12 protein-coding genes are annotated in these 17493 nt (G+C 65.8%); 7 read left to right on the forward strand and 5 right to left on the reverse strand.

The window, feature by feature from the left end:
• The first annotated feature begins 37 nt into the window (after positions 1-37).
• The 5 genes from LQG66_RS29555 (at position 38) to LQG66_RS29575 (ending at position 9572) form a co-directional block, all read left to right on the forward strand.
• Positions 38-5263 carry an AAA family ATPase gene (locus LQG66_RS29555; protein ID WP_231319362.1) on the forward strand — a complete coding sequence of 1742 codons (5226 nt, stop codon included), beginning with the start codon at positions 38-40 and terminating at the stop codon, positions 5261-5263.
• Positions 5264-5295: 32 nt separating this feature from the next.
• Positions 5296-6792: a formylglycine-generating enzyme family protein gene (locus LQG66_RS29560; protein ID WP_231319363.1), complete on the forward strand. Its 1497-nt coding sequence runs from the start codon at positions 5296-5298 to the stop codon at positions 6790-6792.
• A 15-nt stretch (positions 6793-6807) separates the two neighbouring features.
• Entirely contained in the window at positions 6808-7422 is a 615-nt protein-coding gene (locus LQG66_RS29565; RefSeq protein WP_231319364.1) for a DUF4399 domain-containing protein, read from the forward strand.
• Positions 7423-8488: 1066 nt separating this feature from the next.
• Positions 8489-8767, forward strand: a complete 279-nt coding sequence (locus LQG66_RS29570) for a PepSY domain-containing protein (RefSeq protein WP_231319365.1) — start codon at positions 8489-8491, stop codon at positions 8765-8767.
• A gap of 10 nt (positions 8768-8777) precedes the next feature.
• On the forward strand, positions 8778-9572 hold the full coding sequence (locus tag LQG66_RS29575; RefSeq protein WP_231319366.1) for a cytochrome b/b6 domain-containing protein: 795 nt from the start codon (positions 8778-8780) through the stop codon (positions 9570-9572).
• Between the two features lie 190 nt (positions 9573-9762).
• On the opposite strand, the gene LQG66_RS29580 is transcribed toward LQG66_RS29575, so the two are convergent.
• Positions 9763-10125, reverse strand: coding sequence for a hypothetical protein (locus tag LQG66_RS29580; RefSeq protein WP_231319367.1), 363 nt, complete (start codon positions 10123-10125; stop codon positions 9763-9765).
• A gap of 1 nt (position 10126) precedes the next feature.
• Between LQG66_RS29580 and LQG66_RS29585 the strand changes: the two genes are divergently transcribed.
• A complete protein-coding gene (locus LQG66_RS29585; RefSeq protein WP_231319368.1) occupies positions 10127-10468 on the forward strand; it encodes a cupredoxin domain-containing protein in 342 nt (113 codons plus the stop codon).
• Positions 10469-10705: 237 nt separating this feature from the next.
• Positions 10706-12535 (forward strand): outer membrane beta-barrel protein, encoded by a 1830-nt coding sequence (locus tag LQG66_RS29590; protein ID WP_231319369.1) that lies wholly within the window; start codon positions 10706-10708, stop codon positions 12533-12535.
• Between the two features lie 539 nt (positions 12536-13074).
• On the opposite strand, the gene LQG66_RS29595 is transcribed toward LQG66_RS29590, so the two are convergent.
• The 4 genes from LQG66_RS29595 to LQG66_RS29610 all read right to left on the reverse strand — a co-directional run bounded on the left by LQG66_RS29595 (position 13075) and on the right by LQG66_RS29610 (position 17450).
• A complete protein-coding gene (locus tag LQG66_RS29595; RefSeq protein WP_231319370.1) occupies positions 13075-13863 on the reverse strand; it encodes an energy transducer TonB in 789 nt (262 codons plus the stop codon).
• Positions 13864-13888: 25 nt separating this feature from the next.
• On the reverse strand, positions 13889-14344 hold the full coding sequence (gene exbD / locus LQG66_RS29600) for a TonB system transport protein ExbD (RefSeq protein ID WP_231319371.1): 456 nt from the start codon (positions 14342-14344) through the stop codon (positions 13889-13891).
• Positions 14345-14347: 3 nt separating this feature from the next.
• A complete protein-coding gene (gene exbB, locus LQG66_RS29605) occupies positions 14348-15649 on the reverse strand; it encodes a tonB-system energizer ExbB (protein WP_345778922.1) in 1302 nt (433 codons plus the stop codon).
• Between the two features lie 1111 nt (positions 15650-16760).
• Positions 16761-17450, reverse strand: a complete 690-nt coding sequence (locus LQG66_RS29610) for a Fe2+-dependent dioxygenase (protein WP_231319372.1) — start codon at positions 17448-17450, stop codon at positions 16761-16763.
• Positions 17451-17493: the final 43 nt, after the last annotated feature.

The following is a 17493-nucleotide window of genomic DNA, read 5'->3' on the forward strand; positions in this document are numbered from 1 at the left end:
CCGGTCTTGCAGCCCAGCTCAGAGGGGGATCAGTGCAATGAGCCATCCGGTGATCATGCGGCCCAGCGAGGCCAACTCCATCGATCGCATCTCGCCGATCGGCGGCGCCGACCACGGCGTGCGCCTGCTTGGACCCATCGGGGCCGGTGGGGCGCCGGCGGCGGAGACCGAGTCGTCCGCGGACCATTGGGAATCAGCTGTGGCCGCATCGTTCAACGCGGGACCGGTCGTCGATCCCCTGCAGAACGTCCTCGGCTGCCTGACCGAAATCATTCGCTCCGAGCGGTCTCCGGCCGAACGCCCGTCGGATCATCCGTTCGCTGACGATCATGGCCTCGCTCTGCACCAGGAGGAGCTCGAGAGCCTGCCGGGCGTGGTGCTCAACACCTTCGACGTCGACGGTCCGGTGTGGCTCGCGGTCGAGGCGCTCACCGCGACGGAGCCCCCGGCGATCGATTCCGATCTCGAGATGTGGGTCGAGCTGTCCTCCGATCCGGATCGGCGTCCGATGCCGCGCGACAACGTGGTGGTCACGGTCGACGAGATCGAGAAGAACCGCCTCACCTTTGCCCGCCATGCGCGGCCCGAAGATTTTTCGCCGGCTGCGTCGCACGACGCCGGCGCTGGCGCCTGGTCCGGACGGCTGCGGCTGGAGCAGCGCACGGACCTCGTCCATCGGATCGAGCGCTACGTTGCCGGGCCGTGGACCGCGTGGGCCGAAACCGAACGCGCGCGTCGCCGCACCATGGCAATCCACCAGCGCCTGTCTGAGATGGCCACTGCGCTCGATGCCGATCTGACCAAGGAGATCATGTGGGGCATCGCGCTGTCGTCATGGCGGTACGGCGGGCGCCAATTCGAACTGCCGTTGTTCGAGCGCCCCGTCGAGATCGAGATCATCGAACGTCCCGATGCTGAGATCAGAATCCGGCCGCGCTTCGTCGGAGCGGCCGTCAATCTCAGGGCGCTCGAGGCATTGGCACCGGACGCGGCGCTTGCCTTGTGCCACAAGTCCGAACGCTTGATCGAGGCGCTCGAGCAGCGTGGTGAACTGTCGCCGTTCACGCCGATCGGCCTCGAGCAGATCCTGAACGCGGTTGGTGCGCAGCCCGGGCAGAAGGCGATCCGGGGCCTTGCGGCATCGGAAGACGCGCCACCTTCGGACGCCGGCGACCCCTCGGTCGCGGCGGGACGCTGGGTGATATCAGCGCGGCGGCGGCCGGAGAGCCTGGCCTTGCGCGACATCGATTGCCTGAAGAACGCGATCGAGCATGCGCCGCAGAGCGAGTGCTGCCTGTCGGACGCAGTGGAGGGGCTGCTGGCGCAGCCGAACGGCAGGGGGCACGCCAGTGCCCGCCGGCACCTGTCCAGCATCGTCGGCGGCCCGATCGACATTGCGCCTGCACCCAAGCCCGACCTGGCCGATCAAGGCGATCTGTTCTTCCCGCTGCCGGCCAGCATCGAGGACGTCGAGGTCGTGCGCGAGCTCTCGCGATCGGATGGCCTCGTGGTCCAGTCCGCCGGACGCGACGAGCGGATCACGACGCTCGTCAACATCGTCTGCCATCATCTCGCGCTCGGCTCGCGCATCCTCGTCGTGTCGCGCGACGAGACCGCGCTTTCGCTCCTGCATCAGAAGCTGCCGTCGAGCATCCGCGAGCTGACGGTCAGTTCGACCGGCTCAGACAAGGACGTGCTCAGGAAAGCCGAAGCGCTGGCGAGCCGCTTGCAGCCGCTCCTGGACACGACCAACCTGCGCGACCATGCCGGTCAGATCGGCCGGCTGGAACGCGACATCATCTCCAAACGCTCGCAGATTGCATCGCTCGACGATGAAATCGCCGACATCGTCCGGCGCAATCTGCGGCTGGCCGGCAGCGTGCCGGAGCTGTCGTTCGAACTGATCGAGGGGCTGGTCACCGGCCAGGACGTGTATTCCTGGTTCACCGACCGTCCGATATGTCTGCTCGCCAACACGGCGCCTCTGGTTGCCGCGGTGGACGAGGCGGGCGAGGCGCGACGTCGGCTCGCCGGGCGTCTCAAGCACATCGACGACGACTTGCCTGAGATCGCGACGCTTCCCGACGCAGCGGCGATTCTCGCCCTGCACGAGGAGTTGCGGCAGCAGGCCGGGCTGTCGTCCGACGAAGGCCGCGACGAAGACCTTGCGCTCGACGCCATCGCGATGTTCGGACTGGACGCAACCAGCAGGTTGGCGGCCGATCTCGATGCGCTGGTCTCGGCTCATCGCGCCATCGCCGACCAGGCCTGGCTCGCACGGCTGTCGCCGCTCGGTACCGGCAAGACTGACGTTTCCCCGGGTCTCGACAAGGTCGTGGGTTGGGCGCGCGACGCCTCCTTCCAGCTGTCCAGAAGCGCCGAATTCGCCAAGCGACAGGTGCAGGCGCCGGTCGAACTGTTCACCAAGCGAGACGCGATCCGTGTCGTCGAGCGGCTCGCGGCCGGCGAGAAGGCATTTGCGCGATTCTCCCCATCGCGGCGCGGCCTGAAGGCCGCCATAGAGGCGATCACGGTGGACCGCGTTGCACCGTCGACGCCGGCCGACTGGCGGTATGTCGGCCGCTTCCTGCTCTGGCGTCATGACCTACATTCGCTGCGGACGCGATGGACATCGATTGCGACGAGGATCGACGCGCCGGCGGTTCAGCTGGAATCGGCGCGGGCGTTCGACGACCTGGAGCGCGTTGTCAGGGGTGTCGAGGCCGCGATCGTGACGGCCGCACTCGCTGTCCGCAACGTCGTCGATGCCTGCCGCAAGCTGTCGATGCCGGATAGCGAGATCGACGCGATGCTCGCGGACGTGCAGCGGCCGACGGCGTTCGGCGCGGCCATCCGGAGCGTCATGAAGCGCGTGTCGGGGCCGCTGGTCGAGCTCGCGCGGCTGGGCGAATTGTTCGCCGGAGCAGGCGAGCTGGCTGCTTCCGTTCAGGCCGATGTTCTCTCGCAGATCGGCGATCCCGAGGTTGATCCACAGCGGCTCGAGGCGCGCTGGGCGGGCGTTCTCGCAACCATGGACTCGATCGCGCAGGCCCGCGGTGACTACGAGCTCGTCAGAACGGCGTGCCGGATGGCGATCGAGGCGGGGGCGCCGGATCTCGCCCATCGGCTCCGCACCGAGCCGGCAATTCGCGGCGCCGAGGACACGGTGCCGCGCTCGGACTGGGTGACAGCCTGGAACTGGGCCGTGCTGATGCGGATCGAAAATCCCGATGAGCGGCAGCTGCTGTACGACCTCTCGGCTCAGCGTCATCGCCTGGAGAAGCGATCGCTGGCGCTGTTCGAAACCGTGATCAGCGCGCGGATGACGCTCGGCATCGCGCAGAACGCGAGTGGCCCGGTCAGGCAGTCGCTCAAGCGGTTCAAGGACACGATGCAAAAAATGGCGTCGGCGTGCTCCGGCCCGACCGCGCGCCGGCTTCGTGTCGCTGCCCGCAGCTCTCTGGACGGCTGGCTCGAGGACGTCCCGTGTCACGTCATGCCTGCATGGCGCGTCGCCGAGCTGCTGCCGGCTCGGATCGGCACTTTCGATCTGCTGGTCGTCGATCATGCGTCACGCTCGGATCTGCGCGAACTGACGGCCATGCTGCGGGCCCGCAAAGTGCTGATCAGCGACGAGCGTCGCGATACCGGCCGCAGCGAGCTCGTCCGCAACGAAGTCGGCATCGAACCGAAGAACCTGCGTGGCATTCCTCCCGCGCTTCGTCGATTGCTGCTGCCGGATGCCTCATTGCGTGATTTCGCCGAAATCCTGTTCCCGGAGCGCATCGTCGAGATTCGCCCGCGCAGCGGCGACGTCGAAGCCGCCGCGATCGGTGCTTCGCTGCAGCCTGAACGGTCCGAGACGGTCGACGCCCTGACACGGGAGGCGCCGAAGCCGAAGCGGACCGACGCGGTCGCAACGAAGCGTCGGGCCCCCCCACTGCCGAAGGCCAATGCAGCGCATACACTCGAGGATGAGATCGCGACGTTGGCGAAGTATTTGTCGCTCGCCCGCCGGTCCGGAACCGAGCTCGTCGCCAAGGCGGGCGCGGTGATCGATGGCCCAACCGCGCAACGGCCCGAGGCCCGCCCGGCCATGCCCAAGGCATCGCCGGAGGTCCGTGTGCTGCGCCGGCGCCCGCCGCGCGTTGCGGCGACGGAGGCCGTCATCCTCCCAGCGCAGCCCGAACGTCCGCTCGCGGTGCTCCCGCCGGCGGCGGTCGTGCCGGCCAAGCCTGATCCTGCCGCCGCTCGCCCAAACATCGTGGTCGATCCGCAGGTGATAGCCGATCAGCCGGATCAGAAGGGACCCAGTCCCGTCATCGAGGTGGCGGTCGAAGCGGTCGTCAAGGAGGTGCCGGCGAGCACGGAGCCGGCGAAGCAGCCGGAGCCGAGTGCGGCCCCGGCAGAGAGCAAGATTCATCCGTCGCTGCTCGAGATGGCGTTCAAGGCGGTCGAGGACACCGCGAAACCACGCCGTTATTTGTCCCGCCGGCGCGTGATGGCCGTTGCAGCGGTTGGCCTGTTGGCGATCGCAGGCGTCGCGGCCGCCTATTGGGAGCGGGCCCCCGAGTGGGGCCAGGTGTTGGTGAGCAGTGCCACGCCGGCCTCGGCACAGCCCAGCGAGCCAGCGCCGCGCACGGTCGGCGCCGAACGGATCATGCCTGACGGCAAGCAGGTCGTCGCCAGCGACGATCACGCCACCGTCGGACAGGCTGCGGCGGCCGTGGCAGCTCCAGCGCAGGCGTTCCTCTATCACGAGGATCCGCAGGATCCGAAAGGCAAGCGCTTCTCCGGCAAGGTGACCTGGTCGCTCGAACAGAGCAAGGGTCCCCGCCTCGATTCATCGCCCGTGATCAAGGGAGACATCGAGATCGAGAATGGCATGAAAGTATCGATGACGCTGCGGCGGAACGGCGATCTGGAGCTGCCGGCGAGCCACGTCATGGAGCTGGCGTTCAACTTGCCGGATCAGGCTGCGGGCGGGCTGTCGAGCCTGAGAGGCGTCGGACTGAAAGGCGAGGAGACGGAGCGTGGCATCGCGCTGGCCACTCAGACCGCGAGGGTGACACCGAAGTTCTTCATGATCGCGCTGTCGGCCAACGACGTCGATACGAAGCGAAACATGATGCTTCTGACGAGCAAGAAGTGGTTCGATATTCCGATCGTGTACGAGACCGGCAACCGGGCACTGTTGTCGATCGAGAAGGGGGGCGACGGCGAGCGTGTATTCAACAACGCAGTCGCCGCCTGGGGTCAGTGAGCGGATTGGCAGCGTCGCGAGATGAGGACAGCATGAGCGAGAGTTCAGCGTTGCAGTGGCTGCGAGCCCCCAGGCTTGCCGAGGATACTCTGCCGAACGACGCGGTCACGGTCGACTGCAAGCGGTGCGGCCGCTCGGTGCAGGTTTCCCTCAGCCCGATGCGTCCGTCATGCTTCCTGCACGTCGACGATCAGGTCGAGTGTCCCGAAGTCCAGGAGCGCTGGACCGGGAACGGCGACGGCGGGCTCCTGCTGATGATGTGCGGCGCGTTGGAGCGGTCGCTCGACGCCGATTGGGAGGCCGAGGAAGCCGCGGTCGCGGCAAGGCACGCTCCGGCGCCGGTCGTTCCCCCCTTGCATCCACGCTCCGCGCCCGAGCGCGCGGATGCAGAGTCGTGGAACGACGATCAGGGGGACGAGCAGGATGATGCGGGCCGCATCGGTTGGCTGCATGGGCTGTTCGCAAGGATCGGTCGTCCAGGAAAGCGCCATGTCCGCACCGCCATTGGCGTCGTTTCGCTCATCATCGTAGTCCTCGGTGGCCTGGTGCTGCCATTCCGCGAAATGAAGCTCCTGATCCAGTCTCAGCCGGGGCCGGCGGGGGCTTCCAATCTGCAGAGGGATGCACTTCCCGTCACCTCGCCTCGACGGATCGCGACGGAAACCGCGAGCAGTGCTGCCTCGACGCAGGAGATGCCGCTCGGCGCAAGGTCGGTGTCCAACTCCGCTGCCGTGCCGCGCCAGCCACCGGCAATGGAGACGGCACCGTCGAAGCTCTTGGCTGAGGCCACCGCATCGTTACAGACGGCGATGGCGGCCCAGTCCGCTGCGGGACCGGCGCCGAAGCTGCGCGCACCCGAGATGGTCCAGATCGCCGGCGGCACGTTTGCCATGGGCGGCGATGACGATTCCGAGCAGCCGGTCCACCAGGTCAGCATCCGGTCCTTCGCCCTCGGTAAATATCCGGTGACGGTCGGGGAGTGGAAGCAGTGTGTCGCCGCCGCAAGCTGCGCCGACATCGCAGCGGGCGCCGACGATCGCCCGGTCGCCAATGTGAGCTACGACGACGCGCAGGCCTATCTCGCATGGCTCGCCAAGGTCACCGGCAAGCCGTTCCGGTTGCCCAGCGAGGCGGAGTGGGAATATGCCGCGCGCGGCGGACAGCGCAGCAAATATTGGTGGGGCGATCGCATGCGCTCCGGCATGGCCAATTGCAAGGGATGCAACAACAACAATGATGCTGCGGAGGCGGCGCAGCCGCTGAAGGTCGGCAGCTTCCAGCCGAATTCCTTCGGCCTGTTCGACATGGGAGGCGGGGTCGGCCAATGGGTCGCGGACAACTGGCACAAGAACTACAAGGGGGCACCGGCCGACGGCGCGGCATGGCTGGAGGAGGGCAACTACGCCCGTGTCATCCGCTCGGGGTCGTGGACGAACGGGCCGGCCGATGCGCGTGCGGGCAGTCGCGATCGCTATGACGGCCGCATCAGACATCCGACGCTGGGCTTCCGCGTCGCCCTCTCACCATAGCGCGAGGAGAGCTGCATGTGGCGAACGACATCCGCGCGACTTTGCCTCTTCCTGACGATGTCGCTCGCGCTCGCGCCCTCGCTGGCGTCCGCCAAGGGGACGAAGTCGCAGAAGGACGCACGCGTCTACTTCATCGCGCCGGCAGACGGCGAGACGGTGACCGGGCCGTTCGTCTGCCGCTTCGGCCTGCGCAACATGAGCGTCACGCATGCGGGGGACGATTTCGCCGGCAGCGGCCACCACCATCTCCTGGTCGATGTCGATGAAACGATGGAGGCCGGCCAGCCGATCCCGCGCGACAAGAAGCATATCCACTATGCCGCCGGCGAGACCGAGGCGCGGGTCGAGCTGTCGCCGGGCAAGCATACGCTGCAGCTCGTGCTGGGCGATTCGAAGCATCTCAACTTCGACCCGCCGGTGGTCTCCGAGAAGATCATGATCACCGTCGGCCGCCCGAATGCGTCGGAGGAGCAGGCCCGCGCGGCGAGGAAGACCAGTGAGCGGAGAAAGCTCCTGGAGCGAGTCGCGCCTGCAGAGCCGCAGCAGACTCAAGCTGATCCGACGCCAGAGATGACGAAGTCTCCTGAGAGCTCGAACTTCCTCAGCCGCGTCCTGTCCGGGACAAAGTAGAACACGGCTTGGATCGTCGCCCCATGGCGGTCGCCGCAGGCCCGGCATCGGGGCCGTGTCGCGGCCGAACATCCTGCATGTGATCGTGATGCTCTGGGCCGGCATGCGTCGGTCCCGATCGCGCGCTCAGGCGCGTACCATCTTCAGGAACCATCGTGCGCGGCGACGCTTGTCCATCCGCAGCGCGCGGCCGATGCAGGCCATGCCCGCCTGCGGCCAGCAGCAATCGATGGGTGGACCATGTCGAAACGCGCGTTACAGCCTGCCAGTCACGCCGCGCTGCGCAGCGCCGCCGGCAACGACAGCGGTTTGCCGGATGGCGGGCGCAGGTCTGGTCCCACGTGGATGGCAGAGCGGGATCCGTCGTGGGATATCGTCGCCGAAGCGTCCGACCAATCCTTCCCGTGCAGCGACCCGCCCCCATGGTCGGCACTCCGCGTCGGTGAGAGCATCGATCACACGTGAGATGGGCTCCTGCTGCTCCGTGCGGGGCTCGTCGCGGTTCGCACGAATGTGCGCTTGGCGGCGGCTGATCGCGCGCGAATGAGGCCACGTCGGTCGTGATCGGGCGTCCTCGACCATCCGATGCGTGAGAGATCGGTGAGATAAAAATTTTTTTCTGAGGCTTAAGGTCGCAGCTCGTCGTCGGCGGTTCGGTTCTCGCCTCATCGTCGTCACAGCTCCAATCGGGCGGGAGTGTGGTCTCCGACGGTGTCCGCGGTAGCGTCCGCGGCGGGAGTTGAACCCGGTCGGCATGTCACGACGGCGATACGTCCTTGCGAATCAATGTCACTTGCAGTGCGCGGGAACCGCACCCAATTCGTGACCTCAGAAAACATCAGTGGTCTGCGGACATGGTTCGATCGCAACTGGAACGCACTTAAGTCCGTGCGCCAGCGACAATGCGGCCGCATGCGGGACGACTTGGGCTGCGCATGCGCATTCGAGGCCGGCGACGGCCGCGAGCGATGTCCAAGTTTCGTTGAAATCTCCCTCCCCTTTGTCACCTCGCGCAGTGAGCGCTGAACGCGCCGGATAGCGCAGTCGTTGAAGGAGGGATTTGATTATGAAGGTCATCAGGATCTTGGTCGTTGCATTGGCGGCGGGTATCGCATCGGGCTCCGCTGCACTCGCCGACGGCTACAAGGATTGCACCAAGCTCGACAAGGCGTCGTGGAAGACCGTCGCTGATGCCGAGGCCAAGGCAAAAGCGGCGGGCTATGAGGTTCGCCAGACCAAGATCGAGGGCACCTGCTACGAAGTCTACGGCGTCAAGGGCGGCAAGCTCTTCGAGCTGTTCTACAGCCCGGAAAACCTCGCGCTGAAGCACACCATCGCGAAGTGATCTGACCATCATGCGTGACGCAGGGCAGGCACGCCGGAACGTCTCGTCCGAGACGCCGGCGAACTCACGTTCGGACACCGTCGCGGTCTGGGACTTTCCGCTTCGCGTCTGGCACTGGGCTCTCGCGGCCTTCGTGCTCGTCGCCTGCGTCACGCCCAACACGTTCGATCCGCTGCATCGGCTGGCGGGCTATGCCGTCATCGGACTTCTTGCATTCAGACTGATCTGGGGACTCATCGGCGGCCGCCATTCGCTGTTCGCGCGCATCAGCCTCAAGCTGCGCGCGGCGCCTCGATACATCGTGGGCATGCTGCGGGGAGAGACGGGGCGGTATCTCGGGCTGAACCCGGCGGGGGCCGCGATGCTCGTCGTGATGCTCGGGCTTCTGATCGTCTCGACGATCAGCGGCGTGATGCAGGTCTCGGTCCGGTTCTTCGGCGTGGGGTGGATCGAACAGACGCATGCCCTGTCGTCCAACGCCATCATCGCCCTGATCGCCGTGCACGTGCTCGGAACGTTGTGGATGAGCGTGCTGCAGCGGGAAAATCTCGTACGTGCCATGTTCACGGGGCGCAAGCGCGTGCCTGGAAGCGCGCGCGCCGCGCCGGTGGATCCGCGCGTTGTCGCGAGCGCGAACGGCAGCAGGGAGCCCGAACCCGTGGCGCCCGAAGAGCGCATATCCGTCGTGCCCGATTTTCCGCCGTTGCGGGCGGACACCCCGGTCGTCGGCGCGAGGCCGGCCGGGCCGGCCCGCATGCCGCGATCCCTCAGCATTCACGACAAGCGGCTCGGAGTGAGTCGATGAGACGGTCCGCACCGGTCGCGTGCGCTCGTCGGCGATATGGGCGGGCAAACACCGGACTGATTCGTCCCCGGCGCGCGCGGGACCCGCGACGGTATGAGTCGAGCGACAGCGTCGCGGCGAGCGCCTGGAAGATCGGACCTGAGCGTCAGCAGGCGTCTGTCGCGAGCTCGACGCGCCCGGCCAATGCCGATCACGAACGACGCTGGATCAGGCGGCACGATGAAGCTGCGATGTCTGCGGTATCTCGTATCATTGCGGCCGCTAGGCGAACTAATTGCAGCGAATTGTCGAAGTCGCTTTGCGCGGCTGGAAGCCGCTTGCTCGAGCTGTTCTTCGATGCAGCGTCCTTTGTGAGACGATCGACGCAGCACATCGACACGACGAAACTAATAAATTCGCGCGCTTTGTCGCACACAGCGAGTTTGTCAAATTTCGATACGGCAAATTGCCGCATTCGGAAACTTAAAGTCATTCTACGAAGCACGGCGGTTCGCCGAGCCGCGCGGGCGACGGCAACATTCGGCAGACGGTGAACTGGGGACAGGACGGACATCATGACACTCATTCAGAAGGCACAGGTCGGGGGAGCGATCGCTTTGCTGATGACGGCATTTGCGCCGCTGGCAAGCGCGGCCGAGACCACCATCGAGATCTCGGTCAAGGACAACAAGTTTCAGCCGGCCGAGATGAAGGCGCCAGCCGGCACGCCGATCGTGTTCAAGGTCAAGAATCTCGATGGCTCGCCGGTCGAGTTCGAGAGCGAGCCGCTGGAGTTCGAGACGGTGATCAAGCCGAACATGGAAGGCGTGATCAAGGTCAAGGCGCAGAAGCCCGGCCGCTACGAGTTCTTCGACGACTTCCACCAGGGCAACAAAGGCACGCTGGTCGTGGAGTAGCCGAGGGTCGGCCCGCCAAGGCCGGCGTGAATGTCGGGCGTGCCACGACGCTCCGTCTGCCGGCGCTGCCGAGTCCGGTCGCCCGGCGACAGCTCGAACCGGGTCCGAAACCTTGCACCCGACGACGGCGGCTTGCGGGCCGCGAGCTGTCAAGCCTTCGACGCGCGCCGGTCGCAACGCGTCGTTCAATGCCGGGATCGACGGGAACGATCGCTTTTGGAACAGGCAGGAGGTGAAATGGTCGCTCCCAGACGTCGCATTGGCCACGACGTCTCGCGGCGCCAGAAGGAGCCGGCTGCGATCACCGCCCTGCTGCTGACGCTGTTCGGTGCTGCGCCGTCCTACGGCCAGGATGCCGAGCGGGTCCCGCAGGTCCGGGCCTACGCGGATCCGAACGACAGCGGTCCCGTCATCGTCGTTCCTAATCGCCGCCGTCAGGCCGTGCGGCCCGCGAACGGCAATGGTCCCGTGGTCATTCCACAGGTGATCGTCTCTCCTGGCGGAGGCGAGCCGGAGGCGAAGACGCCCACGCAGGTGGAGGAACGTCCGCCGCCGCGGCCGCGCTCCCCGATCGATCCGGGCGCTGGTGCACTTCCCCAGGCGGCGCGCCGCGAGCCTGCGCCGCGTCTTGCTCCCGTTCGCAATGGCTTCTTCGGTGCGCCGTCTGCCGGTCTGGTGGTCGGCGGCTGCTTGTCGACACCGGGCCGGCTGTCGACGACGAACGTCCCTGATCGCTGTCTCGACGCGCTGGCCTTCGCTGTCAGTCCGCCGCCGGCGACGCGCGGCGTGCTGCCGCGCAATCTGCCGCCGATCCCGCGGCAGGATGCGCAGCCGATCCCGCCCGTTCTGGCGGACAAGCCGCGCATGCGCCAGCCGATGCAGGAGACTGCGAAAGCGCAGCCGCAGCAGCCGGCACCGCCGATGATGGAGGAAGATCCCTACGAGCCCAAGGGCATCAAGGTGGGAAACTTCATCCTGAAGCCCGCGTTCGAGATGACCTCCGGCTTCGACAGCAATCCGGGGCGCGTGCCGAGAGGGGCCGGCTCGGGTTTCGTCAGCGTTGCGCCTGTGCTGCTCGTGCGCTCCCAGTTCGACCAGCACCTGCTCAATGCCGATGTGCGCGTCAGCTACATCGACTATGCCAAGCTGCGGCAGCTGAGCCGTCCGACCGTCGATGCCAAGGTCAACGGGCGCTACGACATTACCGATACGTTTGCGCTCAATGGCGAGGGCCACGTCGCCGTCGATGCCGATGATCCCGGCACGCCGCGCTTCGCAGGCCGGTTCGCCAGGATTCCGCTGGCCAGCACCGTCGGCGGCTCGGCGGGCGTCACCAAGCGATTCGAGGATTTCGAGGTCTCGACCAAGGCGGCCATCGACCGTGTCGCCTTTCAGAACGCGCCGCTCGTCAACGGCCAGATCGTCAGCAACGCCGACCGCAACTTCAATCAGTACGCCTCGCAGAGCCGCGTGACCTACAATCTGACCCCGGAGATCCGGCCCTTCGTCGACGTGACCGTCGACCGGCGCGTTCACGACATCGCGGTCGATGCCGAAGGCTTCCGCCGTGACTCCACCGGCACGGCGGTCGAGGCGGGCGTGACCTTCGCATACGCCGACAAACTGACCGGCGACGTCGCCGTCGGCTATCTGACGCGTCGCTATCAGGATCCGATGCTGAAGCCGGTCAGCGGCTTCATCGCCGACGCCAATCTCACCTGGCAGTTCGCCAAGGAGACCGCGATTGCGCTCGGCGCCAAGTCGCAGGTCGTGGAGATCACCGAGCCCGGAATCTCCGGCGTGCTCAAGCGCGACGTCACCGTCGGCGTTGAGCACCAGTTTCAGCCGTGGCTCGTCGGCACGTTTCTCGCCGGCTATGGCCAGGACGCCTTCACGGGCACGACGCGGGTTGACGACCGCTACGTCGTCGAGCTCGGCATGCTCTACAAGTTCTCCCGCCTGCTGCAGCTCAGGACCAGCGTTCGGCGCGAAGAGACGCGCTCCAACGTCAAGGAGAACAATCTCTCGGCGACGGTCGTGCAGGTCGGCGCCAGGGTGCAGTACTGAAGCGTCGTGTCATCTCCCCTTGCAAGGCACGGCTGTGGCATATGACTGGTGCGTAGGGTCGACCTTTTCTCGCCTCGTGGTTCTCCAGGCGAAGCGGAGAATCGCCCGGAGGACGCCCGCGGCGCGTCTCGCCGCCATTTCATTTGGAGCGAGTCCGGTTCCGGTCCCCGCACCTCGGACGATGGCTTGACGCCGAGCAACTCTGACAAGACCTCCATCCCGGCCGATCTGTTCAGAGCTTGGTCCTTCGGGTAGTTCACGTTGATTCCTGTTGCACCGCTCGGCCAGATCGCATGGCTGCGTCGCATGGCTTGAGCATCGCATCCACCTCTTCTTTCCAAGTCCTCTGATGACGTGGATGGCCGGGACGAAGCCCGGCCATGACGATGCGGAGACAGACGAAAGAGCTCCTATTGTCACATGCGATCGTCTTGCCTTGCCGAGGTAGGTGACACCGACCCACCTTCAAAACGAAAAGGCAGCGTCCGCGGCTCCGCGAACGCTGCTGAGATGGACTGCCATCGGCAATCGGCGTGCTGCTACTTCTTCTGGTTGAAGTTCACGTCGATGCTGAAGCTGAACTGATCGTCCGTCAGTCCGGAGGGCGGCGCCGGCACCGGATCCGAGCGATGGATCATCGACAGCGCCGCCTCGTCGAAAATCGAGTCGCCGGAGGACTGCATGACGGAGGCCGACATCACCTTGCCGGCTCGGCTCAGCACCAGCGCGACCTTGACCGTGCCGTTGTGCTTCTTGCCTTCCGGATAGCGCTTGTGCAACTCGAAATAGGCGCTGATCTTGCGTCCCCAGTTGTTGGTCAGCTTCTGCTTGTCCTTGCCCATTCCCGGGTTGGGAGCCTTGGCGGTCTCTGCCGGCGGCGCAGCCTCGTCCAAGGCCTTACGGGCCGATTCGTCCTGGGCGGCGGATGCGACCGAGGCCTCGGCCTGCTCGGTCGCGAGCTGCTGCTCCTCCTTTTCCGGCTTCTTCGGGTCGTTCATCGTGACGACGCGATCTGCTTCCTCCTCGGTCTCGGTCGGCTTGTCCTTGACCGCATCGGACTCCTTGACCTCGGCGGTCTGCTGCATCTGCTCCGGCGCGGCCTCGGCCGCGTCGCTGTCCGGTCCGGCAGGAAGGTCGTTGTCCTCGACCTGGGGTGAGGCCATCTCGAGCGCGAACTCGGCGCCGTTGGCGCCAAGGCCTCCGTCGGCATCATTGGCGTTGAGATGAACGACGGCGAGAGCGGCGCCGCCGCCATGCAACATCAGCGCCCCGATCGCCGCTGAAATCCACAAGCGGCGCGACGCTCCCTGATACTTGTGTTCGACCATTCTACACTTCCATCTCTGATTGGTTTCAATGCGCAGGCTGAGCGGTCGCGGCAGCCTGCGAAACACCTTCGACGGTCACGAGCTTGATCTTCGGATAGCCTCCGGTCCGCAGCAGCTCCATCACGTCCATCAGCTCGCCGTACGGCACGCCGCGGTCGGCGCGCAGGAAGATGAAGCGGTCCTTGGCCGCCTCGGGAATGTGCTCGAGCGTGCTCACCAGGCTGGTTCGCTTCACCGGATCCTCTCCGACGAACAGCGTCAGGTCCGGCTTGATGCTGACATAGATCGGCTTGTCCGGCTTCTTCTGTGGCGTGGCGGTCGAGGTTGGAAGATCGACCGGCACGTCGACTGTCGAGAGTGGTGCGGCCACCATGAAGATGATCAGCAGCACCAGGATCACGTCGATGAAGGGGGTGACGTTGATGTCGGCGGATTCGCTGAGATCATCGTCACCGTCGGCCTCCGAAACAGAAACGGCCATGGCTTACTCCGCTGCCAGCGCCATCGGAGGCGCGGAGTGGACGTGGATCGGCTCGAAGCGTTGAGCGTGGCCCTGGCCCCGATCGAGATCGCGCGACAACATGCGGGCGGTCGCACCCGAGGAGCGGTTGACCAGTTCCATGTAGCCTTTGGTCACGCGGGTGAAGTGATTGTAGATGATCACCGCCGGGATCGCGGCCACGAGACCGATGGCGGTTGCGAGCAGCGCTTCGGCGATGCCGGGCGCGACGACCGCCAGATTCGTGGTCTGCGACTTCGAGATGCCGATGAAGCTGTTCATGATGCCCCAGACCGTGCCGAACAGGCCGACGAACGGCGAGATCGAGCCGATCGTGGCGAGCAGGCCCATGCCGGTCCGGCAGCGCCGGCCTTCGGCGCGCACGATCTCGGAGAAGCTCGAAGCGGCGCGCTCGTTCACGCCGTGAGACGGCAACTCGGAGGACATCCTGATCTCGTGCATGGCGGCATCGATCAGCGCCGACAGCACGGTCTGCCGCGAGCCCAGCGCGAGCTTTGCTTCGGACAGCCATCGCACGTCGTCGACCTTGCGCAAGGCACCACTCAGCTTGCGGCGCAGGACTCCGAACTCGATCGTCTTGGCGATGAACACGGTCCAGGTCGCAAGCGACGCGAGCGCGAGGCCCATCATGACGGCCTTGACCAGGATGTCGGCCGCCAGGAACATCGACCACGGCGACAGATCGTGCGGCACGTGAGACGCTGCCTGAGCGCCGCCTTGCCCGGGCTTCTCGGCCTGATCCTTCGCCTTGTCAGCTGCGGCCGCGTCGGTCACCGCTTCCGTGGCTGTCGCGGTTGACGTCTGGCCGTCGTTCGGTGCGGCCGTCGTCGCCGGGCTTGCAGCGGAGGTCTGAGGTGCAGTCGCAGCTTGAGCGGCTGCCGGTGCGCTCGATGTCTGGCCTGCATTCGCCGGGGGGGCGCTCATCTGGGCGCCGTTGACGACAGGCGTGGTGGGCGCCGGCGTCGGCGCAGCGATCTGCGGTGACGCTGTGGCCTGAGCCACGGCAGGTGCGGTCCCCGCCTGGACGGCATTCGCAGGCTTTGCTGCCGGCGTCTGAGCTGCGACTGCAGGCTGAGCGGGCGCCGCCGCAGCCGGGGTCTGCGCAACTTTCGTTGCGGAGGTCGTCGTTGGACTCGCTGCAGGAGTCTGTGGCGCGACTGCAGCCTGGCCAGGTCTCGGCGTGGTGGTCGCCGTCTCGGCCTGCGCCGCAGCGCCGGCCGAGACGACTGCGATCACCGCTCCTACACGAAGAACGATCCTGAACATGTTGCTGCACACCCCTTGATAGTTAAGCTGCGGCCATGTTTCCAGACGTAACGGGGCTGTTTTGAGACGGCGCCTTGACTCAAAGCAGGAACCTCGATGTCGGCGAGCAAGCCGATGCGTGCGATGCCGCTCATCGAATCGAATCATGAGATCGGAACATTGGCGGTCGGAGCCCGTCATCACCTCGTAACTCCCTGAAAGATCTAAACTGGAACGCTTCGAGGGATACGAGGTCGCCGCAATGCGGCCGCCTGATCACGCAAATGCCGCCGTTCGTCCTTCCATCAATTCTAATTAGTCGGCGCCGGCATTGTGTTCCGGCTTGGTTGTCGCAGGTCTCATCCCGAACCGCTTTCGAATCACGATGTCGTTCGGCGCGATGGAGGAGCGGCGAGATCCGAGCCGACACGCGTGAATCCAACCGTTCGAAAAGCTGCGCAGGCCGCGCGATCCGATCGCCGCGCGCGGGCGATCCATCAAGACGGCTCGAACAATAGGGATCGCGGGTTCGCGAAGCGTACGCGGGGCGAGGCAGAGGCGCGAGAACGAATCATGCCGTTGTCGATGCTTGCTTGTCATTGCCCAGCCGCGGTCCGGACGGGCCAAGATTTTTTCCAATGGCTTCAACGACGTGGATGACCAATACGCGCGCAGCTACGACGGCGTGGAACGAGCCGAGCACAAACTTGGACCCCGTGTGACTGCCGGCTGATTGAAGGGCACGGCGACGCATGTGACGACGATGCAAGGTCGTGACAAGGAAACCTGCTCATTGATTAATCGTCGTGCCCGTGCTCGTCCCGGCCATCCAGGTCTCGTTCCCAGTCCTCCAAAGGCGTGGATGGGCGGAGCGAGGTGGAAAGCGCCGAACTAAATTCCGATCGTGACCTGTGGCTGTCGGCTTCCGCAACTGCCGCCTCTTGTCGCCGATACGGCAAGAGAGAACTCTGCAAACGAAACGAGCCGGATTGCATCTGCGGGTGCAATCCGGCTCGTGGCCGACGGAGGTGAATGACGTGAAGTGAGCGAGGTCCTGGAGAGCGAGAGGAAGAAGCCGGGAGATGGGCTCAGGCCGGAGCGCCGGTGCCGCAGGCCCGATCGAAGCGGCGGCTCAGGTCTCGGCCCAGTACCGGATCAGGTTATGATAGAGGCCCGTCAGCCGCACCATTTCCGGATCATCGCGTCCGAGCCGCTGCGACAATCCCTGGATCGTCGTGTCGAGATCGAAGATCATGCTGCGCGCCAAGGGATCGCGGATCATGCTCTGCAGCCAGAAGAACGAGGCGACGCGGACGCCGCGCGTCACCGGCGTGACCATGTGCAGGCTCGAGGCGGGATAGAGCACGAGGTCGCCCGCCGGCAGCTTCACCTCGTGCGAGCCGTAGAGGTCCTCAACGACGAGCTCGCCGCCGTCATACTCGTCGGGTTCGGAGAGAAACAGCGTGACCGAGAGATCGGTGCGGATGCGCAGGCCGGTGAGCTTGTCGCCACGCACGGCGTTGTCGACGTGAATGCCGAAATGATGGCCTCCGTCCGCGGCGTAGCGGTTGAACAGCGGCGGAAAGATCTGCTGCGGAATGGCGGCGGCGAGAAAGCGCGGGCTGGCGGTCATCGCCGAAATGATGCGGTGGCCAAGCTTGCGCGCCACCTCGCTGTCGGGCGGCAACTGTTCGTTGCGCTTGACCATGGCCGACTGGGCGCCGGCGGTCGAGCGGCCGTCCTCCCAGTTGCTTGAATCCATGATGCGGCGGAACTCCGCCACATCGTCTTTGCTCAAAATTCCGGGGACACAGATCAGCATGAACTCATGAACTCGATGTGTGCCCCGGCTGGGTGGTCTGCGA

This window comes from Bradyrhizobium ontarionense (assembly GCF_021088345.1).
Taxonomy (GTDB): domain Bacteria; phylum Pseudomonadota; class Alphaproteobacteria; order Rhizobiales; family Xanthobacteraceae; genus Bradyrhizobium; species Bradyrhizobium ontarionense.